Genomic DNA, 13,991 nt, shown 5'->3' with positions numbered 1-13,991 from the left:
TGTAGAGCGCATCAGCCAATATGGGAGAAATCTGGGCGTTTTTGTTGCATTAATTGGTACAGCGCCTGCGCCACCAGCGACAGGCTGGGCTCGCGCCTGCGCACCATGTAGATCTGGCGGTCCCTGCCGGGCAGATCCAGGGGCCGGGTGACCAGGCCAGGCTGCACAAAGTGAAACAAGGTCAGGGCTGGCACCACGCTGATCCCCAGGCCGGCCTTGACCAGGCCCATCACGGTGGCCAGCTGCTCCACCTCCACCAGGGTCTGCATGGTCTGGGGGAAGAAGGCGGCATCCAGGTACTGGCGCACGCTGCTGTGCCGGGCCAGGTGCACAAAGGGCCAGGCGGCCAGGTCGGACAGCTGGACCTCGTCCCGCGCAGCCAACGGGTGGTCCACCGGGCAGACCAGGTGGAAGCGGTCGCTGCAAAAGGGCTCGGCGCGCAGATCGGGCGTGTCCGCACGGATGGCGGCCAGTGCAAAGTCTGCATCGCCATTGGCCACGGCGGCAATGCAGGGCTCGGACAGCACATCAAGCACCTGCAGTTGCACGCCTGGGTGCTGGCCCGCAAAGCTGCGCAGCACCGGGGGCAGCCAGCCCGCCGCCAGCGACGGCAGCAGCGCCACACTCACCCGGCCCTGGGCGAGCTGGGCCGTATCGCGCATGGCTTGTTCGCAGGCAGCGAATTCGGCGGCCAGCCGCTGGGCCGACAGCAGGAACTGCTCGCCCTCGGGCGTCAGCAGCACATGCCGGGTGCTGCGCTCGAACAGGCGCAGGCCCACCGTGGTTTCCAGCGCGCGGATCAGCGCGCTGAACGCCGGTTGGGACAGGTGGCACAGGCTGGCTGCGCGGGTGAAGTTTTTCTGGCTGGCGAGCGCCAGAAAGGCCTGGATATCGCGGTGGGATAGATTCATTTGCGTTGCAGATTAATCAATCTCAATTATCGATTTCACAACATAGAGCCTATTTTCTATAGTGGCCTGCAGGAGATGCTATGCAGACAGACAAGACAGCGCCCGCCCCCATGCTGATAGGCTGCGCGGCTGGTTTTTCAGGCGATAGGGTGGACGCGGCAGCGCCGGTGGTGCAGGCGCTGATCGCGTTGCAGCAGCCCGCGTTTCTGATTTTTGAAACCCTGGCCGAGCGCACCCTGGCGCTGGCCCAGCTCGCCCGGCGCGACGACCCCGATGCCGGCTACGAGCCGCTGCTATTGGAGCTGCTGCGCCCGGTGCTGGCCGACTGCCTGGCCCACCGCATCCGCATCGTCAGCAATTTTGGCGCTGCCAACCCCCAAGGCGCTGCCCGCGCCATTGCCGCGCTGGCCCGCAGCCTGGGCCTGCGCGCCCCCCGTATTGCCGTGGTGCAGGGCGATGACCTGAGCGGCCCGGCCCACCGGCCCATGCTGGCCCAGGCCCTGGGTGCGCAGATGCCCGAGCAGCCGCTGGTCAGCGCCAATGCCTATATTGGCGCGCGGCCAATTGCCGAGGCCTTGCAGGCGGGCGCCGATATTGTGGTCTGTGGCCGCGTGGCCGATCCTTCACTGGTGCTGGGCCCGGCAATGGCGCATTTTGGCTGGGCCTGGGACGACTGGGACCGCCTGGCCCGCGCGACGATGGCTGGGCACCTGCTGGAATGCGGCACCCAGGTCAGCGGCGGCTATTTTGCCGACCCCGGCTACAAGGACGTGCCCGGCATGGACCAGCTGGGCTACCCGATCGCCGAGATCGACGACAGCGGCCACTGCAGCATCTTCAAGCCCGAGGGCACCGGCGGCTGCATCACCACCGCCACCGTCAAGGAGCAGCTGCTCTATGAGATCCACGACCCTCGCAGTTACCTGACCCCCGATGTGGTGGCCGACATCAGCCAGGCCCGGGTGTGGGCCGAGGGCGAGAACCGCGTGCGGCTGGAGGGCGTCGTCGGCCATCCGCGCCCGGAGGCGCTCAAGGTCAACGCCTGCTATGCCTCGGGCTGGTTTGCCGAGGCCGAGATTTCCTACGCCGGCCCGCGTGCGGCCGAGCGTGCGCGGCTGGCCGCGCAGACCGTCGCCCAGCGCCTGCGGGGCATTGCGCCGCTGCGCAGCGACCTGATCGGTGTCACCAGCGTCTGGGGCAACGATGCCAGCGACTGGCTGGCGGGCGCCGACCTGTCGGCCGCATCGCCCGATGTGCGCCTGCGCATGGCCTGGCAGCATGCCGACAAGGCCACTGCTGCCCGCCTGCCGCGCGAGATCAATGCGCTGTACTGCTGCGGGCCCGCCGGCGGCGGCGGCGTGCGCAGCCATATGCGCCAGCGCCTGGGCATGGTCTCCTGCCTGGTGCCCCAGGCACGGATTGCCACGGGCTTTGTCTGGGCCGCACAAGAGGAGGCCGCCGCATGAACGACCACATCACCGTCCCGCTGTACCGCCTGGCCCATGGGCGCACCGGCGACAAGGGCAACCGCTCCAACATCAGCGTGATCGCCTGGCACCCCGCGCTGTGGGATGTCCTCTGCGCGCAGGTCACCGAGGCCGCCGTTGCCGCGCTGTTTGCCGACCGGCACCCCCGCCAGGTGCAGCGCTACCTGCTGCCGCAGCTGCAGGCGATGAACCTGGTGCTCGACGAGGTGCTGGACGGCGGCGTCAACGACGCGCTGAACCTCGACAGCCATGGCAAGACCCTGTGCTTTCGCGTGCTGCAAATGCCGATCGTGCTGCCGCTGCATTTGCAGACCCATCTGGTGGGGCCGGCCGATGCGGCCCTCCCAGCCCCCACGGAATAAGAAACCAACCGGAGACAAAAAGATGAAATTTTCCACCCGCCGCCACCTGCTGGCCTGTGGCACGGCCCTGGCCATCAGCCCGCTGGCCTTCGCGCAAGCGAGCTTCCCGTCCAAGCCCATCACCTTTGTCGTGCCCTTTGCGGCCGGCAGCGCCACCGACCAGCTGGCCCGTGCGCTGGGCCAGGCGGTGACCGAGCAGACGCACCAACCGGTGATTGTCGAGAACAAGGCCGGCGCCAGCGGCATGATTGCGGCGCAGGCGGTGGCCAAGGCCCCGGCCGATGGCTACACGGTGCTGATCACCACCAACACCACGCATGCGGCCAATATCCACCTCTACCGCAAGCTGTCCTATGACCCGGTCAAGGACTTCACGCCGATCACCGGCCTGGGCAAGGGCGGCCAGGTGCTGGTGGTGCCGGCCAATGCGCCTTACCAATCGGTGGGCGAGCTGCTGGCCTATGCCAAGGCCAACCCGGGCAAGCTCAGCTTTGGCAGCGGCAGCTCGTCCAGCCGGGTGGCTGGCGAGATGCTCAAGCAGCTGGCCGATGTGGACATCCTGCATGTGCCCTACAAGAGCAATCCGCTGGCCATCACCGACCTGCTGGGCGGCCAGATCAACCTGATGATCACCGACGTCTCCACCGGCGTGCCGCAGATCAAGGCCGGCAAGCTGCGTGCGCTGGGCTACTCGACGCAAAAGCGCAGCGCCCAGCTGCCCGATGTGCCGACGATTGCCGAGGCCGGTGTGAAGGGCTATGACATGGGCTACTGGTTTGCCGCCTATGCGCCAGCCAACGTGCCCGCTGCCGTCAGCGCCAGGCTCAACCAGCTGCTGGGCCAGGCGGTGGGCAGCGCCGCTGCCAAGTCCTTCTTCGAGATGTCGGGCTCGGACCCCTGGACCACCAGCCAGACCGAGCTGGCGCAATTCCAGGCGACCGAGACCACCAAATGGGGGCAGGTGATCAAGGCGGCAGGTATTACGCCGGAGTAACCCGCGCTTCTCAAAGAATCCAGCGTTTGGGCAGCATACGCTTGATCTCTGCCTTGGCCAGGTCGATGAAGGGCTTGAGCACCAGGGTAGAGGCATGGCGGTTGGAGACCACCATCGAGTACTCGCAGGGGACGGCGGGATCGAACAGCACAAACTTCACATCGGGCCCGTGGTAGCTGCAGGCGGTCAGCGGGTCGATGATCGCCAGCCCGGCGCCAGCCTCGACCAGCTTGATGGCGGCGTACGAGATCTGGGTCTCGATGTTCACGCGGCGCTGCACGCGGTTGACGAGGAACAGGCTGTCGAGCTTGGTGCGCGTCTCCATCATCGTCGGCAGCGACACCAGGGGTTCATCGACAAAGTCGACCGGTGACAGGCTGCTTCTGCGGGCCAGCTTGTGGCCGGCGGGCACGGCGACCACCAGCTTGCCGATCACCAGGGTCTCCAGCCCCTTGAAGCGGGTGTGGTCGGGTGAGAGCATCACAAAGCCGATGTCGCAGCGCTCGGCCTGCACCATGTCCAGTGCGGCCGGCGAGGCCTGCATGTGCAAGGTGACCAGGGTCTCGGGGAACTGGGCGCTGAACTTGGCAATGGCGCTGGGCAGGAACGAGGTCGCCATGGCGGGGGCGGCCGTCACCTCCAGCCGCTGCAGACGCCGAAAACGCACGTTCTCGGAGATGTTGCGGATGCGCTCGATGCCCATCAAGGCCTGGTGCACGTCTTCCAGTAGCAAGGTCGCAGCCGACGTCGGCTGCAGCCGGCTCTTGACCCGCTCGAACAGCGGCATGCCGATGCGCGCCTCGAATTCGGCGATCAGCCGTGTCACCACGGGCTGGGTCACTTCCAGCGACTGGGCCGCTGCGGTGACCGAGCGGCGTAGCATCAGCGCGCGAAACGCCTCCAGATGGCGAAGTGTGATCTTCTTATCCATGTTGTAAAGACATGAGTTAATGGCCTAATGCAATCGAATAGTCTACAAAAATACTAATTTTGTCGTTATTTCAATGACTTATCGATTGAGAAATTTCCATCCCATTAAGGCATTGAAGCAGGAATCCACCGATTCAATTTTGCCTGCAGATGCCTATCATTGGCTACCAGACAGATTGAATTCCACTTGGTTCCCATCTACTTTCTGGAGGTAATTTCGATGACTGCATCCCGTCTGGCTCTCTCCCTGGCCGCAGCCTTTGCTGCCACCGCTGGCATCGCCCATGCTGAAGACATTTATGTCGGTGGTTATGGCGGCTCTACCGAGACCGCTTTCAAGCAAAAGATCATTCCGGCCTATGAGAAGCTGACCGGCAACAAGGTCATCTATGTGCCCGGCAACTCCACCGACACCCTCGCCAAACTGCAGGCCGAAAAGAACAACCCGCAATACGATGTGGCGCTGATGGACGACGGCCCGATGGAGCAGGCGGTGCAGTTCGGTTTCTGCGGCGACATCGAGGCCGCACCGGTCTACAACGACCTCTACCCGATGGCCAAGACGGCGGGCAACAAGTCGCTGAACCTGGGCGTCATCGCCACCGGCCTGTTCTACAACGAAGAGGCCTTCAAGAAGGCCGGCTGGGCCGCTCCCAGCTCGTGGAACGACCTCAAGGACAAGAAGTTCAAGAGCAAGACCGTGATCCCGCCGATCAACAACGGCTACGGTCTGCAGACCCTGCTGATGTTTGCCGAAATGAACGGTGGCGGCGCCAACAACATCGACCCCGGCTTCCAGGCGCTGATCAAGGAGGTGGGCCCGAATGTGCTGGCCTGGGAACCATCGCCGGGCAAGATGACCGAGTTGTTCCAGAACGGCGATGCCGTCATCGGCGTCTGGGGCAGCGGCCGTGTCAAGGCGCTGGCCGATACCGGCTTCCCGGTGAAGTTCGTCTACCCCAAGGAAGGCGCGTTTGCGTTGTTCACCTCCGTCTGCCCTGTCGCCAAGAAGCAGCCCAAGGCGGGCGCGCAGAAGTTCGTGCAGTTCCTCTACACCCCGGAGGCACAAACCGCGCTGGCCGAGACCCAGGCCTGGGGCCCCATGAACAGCAAGGTCAAGCTCGACGAGAAGGTCGCCAAGCAAGTGCCTTATGGCCCGGAACAGATCGCCCAGTTGAAGACGGTGGACTACAAGATCGTCAACGTCAAGCGCTCGGAGTGGACTAACCGCTGGAACCGTACGGTAGAGCGTTAAACCTTCATCCCTGGCCCCACTCAGGACGCCAGGGATAGGCGTTCACCCGCCAGTCATACACAGGCCTGCCGCGCCGCCCCACGCGGGCCGCAGGCCCCGGAGTTTCACATGAGTTTTCTACGTATCGAGGGCCTCGCCAAGAGGTTCGGGGATTTTGTTGCCGTCAAGGACTTCAACCTGGAAGTCCATCGCGGTGAGTTCGTATCGCTGCTCGGCCCTTCGGGCTGCGGCAAGACCACCACGTTGCAGATGATTGCCGGCTTTCTGGACCCCAGCCAGGGCCGCATCGTGCTCGACGGCAAGGACATCACCCAACTGCGCCCCGAGCAGCGCGGCATGGGCGTGGTGTTCCAGAGCTATGCGCTCTTCCCCCACATGACGGTGGAGCAGAACATCTCCTTCGGGCTGGAGATGCGCAAGCTCAGCCGCGACGTGATGCAAAAGCGCATCCAGGACGCGCTGGCGCTGGTGCGCCTGCATGGCCTCGGTGCCCGTTACCCGCGTGAACTCTCCGGCGGCCAGCGCCAGCGCGTGGCCATTGCCCGCGCCCTGGCGATCCAGCCCGAGGTGCTGCTGCTGGACGAACCCATGTCCAACCTGGACGCCAAGCTGCGCCAGGAAATGCATGTCGAGATGCGCGCCATCCAGCGCCAGCTGGGCATCACTACCATCCTGGTGACGCACGACCAGGTCGAAGCGATGACGATGAGCGACCGCATTGCGGTGATGCACAACGGCCAGATCGCCCAGGTCGATTCGCCCCAGCAGATCTACGACAAACCGAGCTGCGACTTTGCCTCGGTGTTCCTGGGCAAGACCAACCGCTTCGAAGGCCAGGCCCAAAGCCGCGAGACCGTGAAGATTGCCGACATGGTGCTGGGCGCGCCCAGCCCGGTGGACAGCGGCCCGGTCGTGGTCTACCTGCGGCCCGAGCGCATCGCGGTGGCCCCGGCTGGCGAAGGCGGCCTGCCCGGCACGATCAAGACCTTGCTGTTCCTGGGCAGCCAGTGGGTGGTCAATGTCAGCACCGCGCTGGGCGACATCCACATCAGCCTGCCCAATGCACGCCGCGCTGCGCTGCATGAGGGCGATGAGGTGGGCCTGAACTGGTCGCCCGACGATGTGCGCGTGCTGACCCAGCAGGAGGCCAGCCGTGGATAGCAAGAACCGCTGGAAACCCTGGGCCATGTCCGGGCCCGGCCTGCTGGTCTTTGTGACCATGCTGCTGGCGCCGCTGGCATTGACGGCCATTCTGTCGCTGAATGTCTTCAATGGCATGGAAGGCATCCAGAAGGTCTATTCGCTGAAGAACTACCTGGAGATCTTCAGCGACAGCTACTACCTGGAGATCTTTGGCCGCACGGCGCTGATGTCGGCCATTGTCACCGTGCTCTGCGTGGTGCTGGGGGTGCCCGAGACCCTCATCATCTCCCGCATGCGGGGCCGCTGGCGCGGGGTGTTTCTGCTGATCATCCTGGCGCCGCTGCTGATCTCGGTGGTGGTGCGTACCCTGGGCTGGTCCATCCTGATGGGCAACAACGGCCTGATCAACAAGGGGCTGATGCTGTTCCACATCATCGATGAGCCGCTGCGCCTGGCCTTCACGATGACCGGCGTGACCATTGCGATGGTGCATGTGATGGTGCCCTTCATGGTGATCTCCGTCTGGGCCTCGCTGCAAAAGCTCGATCCCCAGGTCGAGAACGCCGGCCTCTCGCTGGGTGCCAGCCCGCGCACCGTGTTCCGCCGTGTGGTGCTGCCCCAGCTGCTGCCGGGCATCCTCTCGGGCAGCATCATCGTGTTTGCGCTGTCGGCATCGGCCTTTGCCACGCCGGCACTGCTGGGCGGGCGCCGCCTCAAGGTGGTGGCCACGGCCGCCTACGACGAGTTCCTCAACACCTTGAACTGGCCGCTGGGCGCTGCCATTGCCGTGGTGCTGCTGGTTGCCAATATCGTCATCATCGTGGGCTGCAATCGCTGGATCGAGCGCCGCTTCAAAGCTGTTTTCGAGGGTTGAGCCATGCAAAAAAACAGTCCTCTGGCGCTGGTCTTCCACGCGCTGTTCATCACCTTCATTCTGGCGCCGCTGGTCGTCGTGGTGGCGGTGGCCTTTACCGACAAGGGCTTCATCTCCTTCCCCACCGATGGCCTGTCCTTGCGCTGGTTCCGCGCCATCCTCGACGCGACCGAGATCAAGTCGGCCTTCTGGTTCTCGGCCAAGCTGGGCCTGGCGTCGGCCTCGATTGCCATCGCGCTGGCGGTGCCGGCCGCGCTGGCCATCACCCGCTACCGCTTTGCCGGCCGCGAGGTGCTGATGGCCTTCTTCATGTCGCCGCTGATGATTCCGCACGTGGTGCTGGGCGCAGCCTTTCTGCGCTTTTTCAACATCGCCGGGCTGTCGGGTTCGTTCTTCTGGCTCATGTTCACCCATGTGATCTGCATCATGCCCTATGCGTTGCGCATGGTGCTGGCTGCGGCCACCGGCATGAACCGCGAGATCGAGCATGCCGGCCTGTCGCTGGGCGCATCGCGCAGCACCGTCTTCATGCGCATCACCGTGCCGATGCTGATGGCCGGTATCGCCGGCGGCTGGATGCTGTCCTTCATCCAGAGCTTTGACGAGCTGACGATGACGGTGTTCGTGGCCACCCCCGGCACGATGACCTTGCCGGTGGCCATGTACAACCACATCGCGCAGACCATCGACCCGCTGGTGACCTCGGTCTCCACCGTGCTGATTGTTGGCACGCTGGTACTGATGGTCATCCTGGACAAGCTGGTCGGCCTGGAGAAGGTCCTGATTGGCAAAGGTTGAGAGACAACAATGAACAACAACACACATAGCAGCGATGTCATTGTGATCGGCGGTGGCCTGGTGGGCAGTTCCGTGGCTTACGGGCTGCTGCGCCAGGGTCTGTCGGTCACGGTCCTCGATGGTGCGGACGATACGATTCGCCCTTCGCGCGGCAATTTCGGCCTGGTCTGGGTGCAGGGCAAAGGCCACGGCATGGCGGACTACGCCCGCTGGAGCTTTGGCTCGGCCCGCCAGTGGCCTGCGCTGCGCGATGAACTGCAGGCGCAGACCGGCATCGACGTCGAGCTGATGCAGCCCGGCGGCCTGCACATCTGCCTGAGCGAGGAAGAGATGGCCCAGCGCGTGGCCAAGCTCCAGTGGCTGGAGTCCGAGGTGGGCGACCCCGGCTACCGCACGACGGTGCTGAGCCGCGACGAGGCCGCGCAGCACCTGCCGGGCCTGGGCCCGGAGGTCGCGGGCGCCACCTACTCGGCGATGGACGGCCACTGCAACCCCTTGAAGCTGCTGCGCGCGCTCTACAGCGCCAACATCGCCAACGGCGCACGCATCCACAACCGCATGCAGGTCAGTGCGATCCGGCAGGAAGGGGGCATCTTCCATGTCAGCGCGGGCGCGCAAGTGTGGCAGGCGCCGCGCATCGTGATTGCCGCCGGCCATGCCACGCAACAGCTGTCGGCCATGGTGGGCATGTTCGTGCCGGTGCGGCCCAACAAGGGCCAGGTCTTCATCACCGAGCGGGTGCAGCCCTTTTTGCCGCACCCCACCAACTATGTGCGCCAGACCGATGAGGGTACGGTGCAGATCGGTGACTCGATGGAGGAGCTGGGCTTTGACGACATGGTGCGCGTGCCGGTGAACGCCAGGATTGCGGCGCGCGCGGTCAAGTGCTTCCCGGCGCTGGCCAACGCCCGCGTGGTGCGTACCTGGGCCGCGCTGCGGGTGATGTCGCCCGATGGCTTCCCGATGTACCAGGAGTCCGAGAGCCACCCGGGCGCGTTTGCCGTGACCTGCCACAGCGGCGTCACCCTGGCGGCCCAACACGTCTTTTGCATCGCCCCCTGGGTGGCCACGGGCCTGCGGCCGGCCGCCATCGAGGCATTCCCGGCAACCCGATTTACGCCGGAAACGGAAGTGAAACCCTATGGCATCTAAAGCCCTTTTCAAATACCTCCCTGGCCACCAGGCCGGGGCCGCTGGCACGGTGTCGGTGCTGGTCAACGGCACCGTGGTGCGCATGTCGCCGGCCGCCAGCCTGGCCGCTGGCCTGTTGGCGGCCGGCATCACCGCGGTGCGCGTCTCGCCGGTGGGCCAGGGCGCCCGCGCGCCGTACTGCATGATGGGCGTGTGCTTTGAATGCATGGTCGACGTCAATGGCCGGCCCAACCAGCAGGCCTGCCTGATCACCCCCGAAGACGGCATGGAAGTGACCACCATGCAAGCGGCGCCCAGCCTGCTGGACGCGCAGGAGGCCAAGCATGTCTAACCCCGCTATCCCTTTGAACGACGCGCCCGGCCAGATGCGCGACTTGGTCGTGATCGGCGCCGGCCCTGCCGGCATGGCCGCCGCGCTGGCGGCCCAGCGGCGCGGCCTGGATGTGCTGCTGCTCGACGAGCAACCCCAGGTGGGCGGCCAGATCTACCGCAGCATCACCGAGACCGATGGCCAGCGCGAGCGCATCCTGGGTGCGGACTATGTCTACGGCAAATCGCTGGCCGGGCAGATCCGCGCCAGTGGCCTGGCGCACTGGGCCGGTGCCTCGGTCTGGCAGATCGACCCTGACAAGACCGTGCATGTGCTGCGCCATGACCGCACCACCCGCATCGAGACCCGGTCGCTGGTGATCGCCACCGGCGCGATGGAGCGGCCCTTCCCGGTGCCGGGCTGGACCCTGCCCGGCGTGATGACCGCCGGTGCCGGCCAGATCCTGCTGAAGAACGCCGCCGTCGTGCCCCAGGTGCCGGTGGTGCTGGCGGGCTGCGGCCCCTTGCTCTACCTGCTGGCGGCGCAGTACCTGCGCGCCGGTGTCGAAATCCGCGCGGTGCTCGACACCTCGGCGGGCACCGACTGGCGTTTGGCGATCAGCCATGCCTCGTCGCTGCTGGCCGGCTGGGGCTATGTGCGCAAGGGCCTGGGCCTGCTGCGCGAGATCAAGTCGGCCGGCATTCCCTTCTTCAAGGATGTGGGCGGCCTGCGCATCGAGGGGGATGACGCGGTGCGGCAGGTGAGCTTTATCAGCGCGGGCCGCGCCCAGCAGATCGATTGCGAGCTGGTGCTGCTGCACCAGGGCGTGGTGCCCAACACCCAGGTGTCCTGGTCCTTGCGCGCCGAGCACCATTGGGACGATGAACAGCTGTGCTGGGTGCCCGTGCTCGATGGCTGGGGCCAGACCAGCCTGCCCGGCATCTATATCGCCGGTGACGGCGCCGGCATTGGCGGCGCGCTGGTGGCCGAGATGCAGGGTGCGTTGGCCGGCATCGCCGTGGCCAACAGCCTGGGCTTTGGCACCAGCGAAGACGGTGCCCAGCAGCGCGCCCAGATTGCGCAGCACCTGCGCATCCGCCCCTTCCTGAACCAGCAGTACCGCCCCAAGGACGAGTTCCGCATCCCGGCCGACGAGGTCGTGGTCTGCCGCTGCGAAGAGGTGACCGCCGGCTCGATCCGCGAGCAGGTGCAGCTGGGCTGCGTGGGCCCGAACCAGACCAAGTCCTTCAGCCGCTGCGGCATGGGCCCCTGCCAGGGCCGCCAATGCGGTTTGACGGTGACCGAAATCATCGCCAGGGAAGCGAAGCTCTCGCCGCAGGACGTGGGCTACTACCGCATCCGCCCGCCGCTCAAGTCGCTGTCGCTGGCCCAGCTGGCCGCAGGCGTGTGACATGGCCGGCATAGCCAGCCCGGCATCGGGCAGCAGCGATGTGCTGGTGATCGGGGGCGGCCTGCAAGGCCTCTCCAGCGCCTTCCAGCTGGCCAAGGCAGGTTTGCGCGTGCGCCTGCTGGAGGCCGAGTACTGCGGCCGCCATGCCTCCGGCGTCAATGCCGGAGGCGTGCGCACCCTGGGCCGCCATGTGGCCGAGATTCCGCTGGCCTTGGCCGCGCGTGAGCAGCTCTGGCATGGCCTGGCCGACATCATCGGCAGCGATGGCGGCTTTGTGCCCTCGGGCCAACTGCAGGTGGCCGAGAACGAGGCCGATGCCATCAAGGCCAAGGCGCGTGTGGCCATGCTCAACGGCCTGGGCTTCTTCCATGAGCAATGGGTGGACCAGCAGCAGGTGCGCGAGCTGGTGCCCAGCATCTCGCCCCATGTGGTGGGCGGCATCTGGGCCGACCGCGATGGCTATGCGCTGCCTTACAAGGTGGCCACGGCCTACCGCCTGGCGGCAGAAAAACGGGGCGTGCAGATCGCCGAGCAGGCGCCTGTGCTGCGGGTGGACCACCAAAGCGGCATGTGGCAGGCCAGCACCGCGCAGGGCGCGTTCCATGCGCCCTGGCTGGTCAACACGGCGGGCGCCTGGGCGGCCGATTTTGCCGCGCAGGTGGGCGACCCGGTACCGATGGTGGCGGGCGGCCTGATGCTGATGGTGACCCAGCGTGTGGCCCCTTTCGTCAAGCCGGTGCTGGGCGCGATGGGCCGGCCGCTGTCGTTCAAGCAGTTCGACAATGGCACGGTGGTGATTGGTGGCGGCCTGCGCTGCGAGGCCGATGCCAGCCAGCGCCATGCGATGGTCGACCTCAACCGCATGCCCAAGAGTGCGCAGACGGTGATCGACCTGTTCCCGCATCTGCGCGATGTGGGCATTGCACGGGCCTGGACCGGTATCGAGGGCTTCATGCCCGACGAGATTCCGGTCATCAGCCCGAGTGCCGGGGCTGATAACCTCGTGCACGCCTTTGGCTTCTCTGCCCATGGCTTTGAGCTCAGTCCGATTACCGGCTGCATTGTGGCCGAGCTGGTGACCCAGGGCACCAGCACCTTGCCGATTTCGGCGTTTCGTGTGGACCGCTTTACCGCAGCCTAGCGGCGCGGCGGTCGTATTTTTATCTCAGGGAGTAAATGATGAGCAACGACATCCAACGTATCGACAGCAATGAACGCCTCAGCCGCATCGTTGTGCACGGCGGCGTGGTCTATGTGGCGGGCGTGACCGCTGGCGATATCTCGGGCGACATTGGCGCCCAGACCCGCGACGTGCTGGCCAAGATCGACGGCTACCTGCAGCAAGCCGGCACCAGCAAGTCGCGCCTGCTGACCGTGCAGATCTGGCTCAAGGACATCGACAAGGACTTCGCCGGCATGAACCAGGTCTGGGGCGAATGGGCCGACAAGGCCAACATGCCCACCCGCGCGACCTGCGAAGCCAAGCTGGCCCGCCCAGAGTTGCTGGTCGAGATCATCGTGAGCGCAGCCGTCTAAGCAACTGCCTGCAAAGCAAAATGCCAGCCCTCGGGTTGGCATTTTTTTGCTAAGAACAAAGCAGATCAGGGGATCAGCAAACCGCGCTGCACGGCTGGCCGCTGCAGCCAGTGGCTGAGCACGCGGCTGACTTCGGGGTACTGGCCCCAGCCGATCAGGGCCTCGGCGTTGTAGCGCACGATCATGTTGCGGATCCAGGGGAAGATGGCCATATCGGCAATCGTGTAGGTATCGCCGGCCACCCATTCCTTGCCCGCCAGGTGCTTGTTCAGCACGGTCAGCAGGCGCTTGGATTCGTCCACATAGCGGGTCAGCGGGCGCTTGTCCTCAAAATCCTTGCCGGCAAAGATGTTGAAGAACCCGACCTGGCCAAACATCGGGCCGATGCCGCCCATCTGGAACATCAGCCACTGCAGCGTCTCGTAGCGCAGCACCGGGTCCTGCGGCAGGAACATGCCGGTCTTCTCGGCCAGGTAAATCATGATGGCGCCGGACTCGAACAGTGCAATCGCCTGGCCGCCCGGGCCGTTGGGGTCGATGATGGCCGGAATCTTGTTGTTCGGGAAGGTGCCGACAAACTCGGGCGAGGTCTGGTCACTGCTCTCGAAGCTGATCTTGTGCACTTCATAGGGCATGCCCAGCTCTTCGAGCAAGATGGAGACTTTGACGCCATTGGGCGTGGGCAGCGAATACAGCTGCAGCAGGTCGGGCCGGGTGGCCGGCCATTTGCGGGTGATACTGAAATCGGCAAGGGTGCTCATGGGGGAATCTCCAGACGATAGGCAGGCGGTTGGCAGGTGTGCGCCCTGCCAGCAGCATAAAGCAGAT

General features: G+C 65.4%; 15 protein-coding genes. 12 read left to right on the top strand and 3 right to left on the bottom strand.

Annotated features, from left to right (window positions below):
- Positions 1–11: 11 nt before the first annotated feature.
- Complete coding sequence (locus tag ACHWUQ_RS20810) at positions 12–911, bottom strand: LysR family transcriptional regulator (protein WP_394682329.1); 900 nt, start codon at positions 909–911, stop codon at positions 12–14.
- An 80-nt stretch (positions 912–991) separates the two neighbouring features.
- On the opposite strand from ACHWUQ_RS20810, the gene ACHWUQ_RS20805 reads away from it, so the two are divergent.
- The 3 genes from ACHWUQ_RS20805 to ACHWUQ_RS20795 are packed head-to-tail and all read left to right on the top strand — an operon-like array spanning position 992 to position 3,754.
- Positions 992–2,377 carry an acyclic terpene utilization AtuA family protein gene (locus ACHWUQ_RS20805; RefSeq protein ID WP_394682328.1) on the top strand — a complete coding sequence of 462 codons (1,386 nt, stop codon included), beginning with the start codon at positions 992–994 and terminating at the stop codon, positions 2,375–2,377.
- Positions 2,374–2,760, top strand: a complete 387-nt coding sequence (locus tag ACHWUQ_RS20800; RefSeq protein WP_312835123.1) for a hypothetical protein — start codon at positions 2,374–2,376, stop codon at positions 2,758–2,760. Before ACHWUQ_RS20805 ends, ACHWUQ_RS20800 begins: the two co-directional genes overlap by 4 nt.
- 22 nt (positions 2,761–2,782) lie before the next feature.
- Positions 2,783–3,754 (top strand): Bug family tripartite tricarboxylate transporter substrate binding protein, encoded by a 972-nt coding sequence (locus ACHWUQ_RS20795; protein ID WP_394682327.1) that lies wholly within the window; start codon positions 2,783–2,785, stop codon positions 3,752–3,754.
- A 10-nt stretch (positions 3,755–3,764) separates the two neighbouring features.
- Here ACHWUQ_RS20795 and ACHWUQ_RS20790 read toward each other — a convergent pair whose 3' ends face one another.
- On the bottom strand, positions 3,765–4,685 hold the full coding sequence (locus ACHWUQ_RS20790; protein ID WP_394682326.1) for a LysR substrate-binding domain-containing protein: 921 nt from the start codon (positions 4,683–4,685) through the stop codon (positions 3,765–3,767).
- A 219-nt stretch (positions 4,686–4,904) separates the two neighbouring features.
- Between ACHWUQ_RS20790 and ACHWUQ_RS20785 the strand changes: the two genes are divergently transcribed.
- From ACHWUQ_RS20785 to ACHWUQ_RS20745, 9 genes are all read left to right on the top strand, one after another.
- Entirely contained in the window at positions 4,905–5,939 is a 1,035-nt protein-coding gene (locus ACHWUQ_RS20785) for an ABC transporter substrate-binding protein (protein ID WP_230780087.1), read from the top strand.
- Positions 5,940–6,047: 108 nt separating this feature from the next.
- The gene (locus ACHWUQ_RS20780; RefSeq protein ID WP_394682325.1) at positions 6,048–7,100 is read left to right on the top strand and encodes an ABC transporter ATP-binding protein; all 1,053 of its coding nucleotides are present in this window, start codon (positions 6,048–6,050) and stop codon (positions 7,098–7,100) included.
- Positions 7,101–7,125: 25 nt separating this feature from the next.
- Complete coding sequence (locus ACHWUQ_RS20775) at positions 7,126–7,956, top strand: ABC transporter permease (protein WP_394682348.1); 831 nt, start codon at positions 7,126–7,128, stop codon at positions 7,954–7,956.
- 3 nt (positions 7,957–7,959) lie between these two features.
- A complete protein-coding gene (locus ACHWUQ_RS20770; protein WP_394682324.1) occupies positions 7,960–8,754 on the top strand; it encodes an ABC transporter permease in 795 nt (264 codons plus the stop codon).
- 9 nt (positions 8,755–8,763) lie between these two features.
- Positions 8,764–9,906, top strand: a complete 1,143-nt coding sequence (locus ACHWUQ_RS20765; RefSeq protein WP_394682323.1) for an NAD(P)/FAD-dependent oxidoreductase — start codon at positions 8,764–8,766, stop codon at positions 9,904–9,906.
- Entirely contained in the window at positions 9,896–10,237 is a 342-nt protein-coding gene (locus ACHWUQ_RS20760; RefSeq protein ID WP_394682322.1) for a (2Fe-2S)-binding protein, read from the top strand. Before ACHWUQ_RS20765 ends, ACHWUQ_RS20760 begins: the two co-directional genes overlap by 11 nt.
- A complete protein-coding gene (locus ACHWUQ_RS20755) occupies positions 10,230–11,627 on the top strand; it encodes an FAD-dependent oxidoreductase (protein WP_394682321.1) in 1,398 nt (465 codons plus the stop codon). Before ACHWUQ_RS20760 ends, ACHWUQ_RS20755 begins: the two co-directional genes overlap by 8 nt.
- 1 nt (position 11,628) lies before the next feature.
- Positions 11,629–12,768, top strand: a complete 1,140-nt coding sequence (locus ACHWUQ_RS20750; RefSeq protein ID WP_394682320.1) for an NAD(P)/FAD-dependent oxidoreductase — start codon at positions 11,629–11,631, stop codon at positions 12,766–12,768.
- Positions 12,769–12,806: 38 nt separating this feature from the next.
- On the top strand, positions 12,807–13,163 hold the full coding sequence (locus tag ACHWUQ_RS20745) for a RidA family protein (protein WP_230780068.1): 357 nt from the start codon (positions 12,807–12,809) through the stop codon (positions 13,161–13,163).
- 65 nt (positions 13,164–13,228) lie between these two features.
- On the opposite strand, the gene ACHWUQ_RS20740 is transcribed toward ACHWUQ_RS20745, so the two are convergent.
- Positions 13,229–13,924 (bottom strand): glutathione S-transferase N-terminal domain-containing protein, encoded by a 696-nt coding sequence (locus ACHWUQ_RS20740; RefSeq protein ID WP_239809892.1) that lies wholly within the window; start codon positions 13,922–13,924, stop codon positions 13,229–13,231.
- Positions 13,925–13,991 lie beyond the last annotated feature (67 nt).

The organism is uncultured Comamonas sp. (assembly GCF_964277875.1).
GTDB classification, from domain to species: domain Bacteria; phylum Pseudomonadota; class Gammaproteobacteria; order Burkholderiales; family Burkholderiaceae_C; genus Comamonas; species Comamonas sediminis.
Note: the sequence above shows the minus strand (reverse complement) of the source record. Positions and strands in the feature narration are given on the sequence as shown.

Bases quoted from the DNA above. Each gene is read 5' to 3' on its own strand.
- ACHWUQ_RS20810 (WP_394682329.1), bottom strand. From the start codon at position 911: ATGAATCTATCCCACCGCGATATCCAGGCCTTTCTGGCGCTCGCCAGC.
- ACHWUQ_RS20805 (WP_394682328.1), top strand. From the start codon at position 992: ATGCAGACAGACAAGACAGCGCCCGCCCCCATGCTGATAGGCTGCGCG.
- ACHWUQ_RS20800 (WP_312835123.1), top strand. From the start codon at position 2,374: ATGAACGACCACATCACCGTCCCGCTGTACCGCCTGGCCCATGGGCGC.
- ACHWUQ_RS20795 (WP_394682327.1), top strand. From the start codon at position 2,783: ATGAAATTTTCCACCCGCCGCCACCTGCTGGCCTGTGGCACGGCCCTG.
- ACHWUQ_RS20790 (WP_394682326.1), bottom strand. From the start codon at position 4,685: ATGGATAAGAAGATCACACTTCGCCATCTGGAGGCGTTTCGCGCGCTG.
- ACHWUQ_RS20785 (WP_230780087.1), top strand. From the start codon at position 4,905: ATGACTGCATCCCGTCTGGCTCTCTCCCTGGCCGCAGCCTTTGCTGCC.
- ACHWUQ_RS20780 (WP_394682325.1), top strand. From the start codon at position 6,048: ATGAGTTTTCTACGTATCGAGGGCCTCGCCAAGAGGTTCGGGGATTTT.
- ACHWUQ_RS20775 (WP_394682348.1), top strand. From the start codon at position 7,126: ATGTCCGGGCCCGGCCTGCTGGTCTTTGTGACCATGCTGCTGGCGCCG.
- ACHWUQ_RS20770 (WP_394682324.1), top strand. From the start codon at position 7,960: ATGCAAAAAAACAGTCCTCTGGCGCTGGTCTTCCACGCGCTGTTCATC.
- ACHWUQ_RS20765 (WP_394682323.1), top strand. From the start codon at position 8,764: ATGAACAACAACACACATAGCAGCGATGTCATTGTGATCGGCGGTGGC.
- ACHWUQ_RS20760 (WP_394682322.1), top strand. From the start codon at position 9,896: ATGGCATCTAAAGCCCTTTTCAAATACCTCCCTGGCCACCAGGCCGGG.
- ACHWUQ_RS20755 (WP_394682321.1), top strand. From the start codon at position 10,230: ATGTCTAACCCCGCTATCCCTTTGAACGACGCGCCCGGCCAGATGCGC.
- ACHWUQ_RS20750 (WP_394682320.1), top strand. From the start codon at position 11,629: ATGGCCGGCATAGCCAGCCCGGCATCGGGCAGCAGCGATGTGCTGGTG.
- ACHWUQ_RS20745 (WP_230780068.1), top strand. From the start codon at position 12,807: ATGAGCAACGACATCCAACGTATCGACAGCAATGAACGCCTCAGCCGC.
- ACHWUQ_RS20740 (WP_239809892.1), bottom strand. From the start codon at position 13,924: ATGAGCACCCTTGCCGATTTCAGTATCACCCGCAAATGGCCGGCCACC.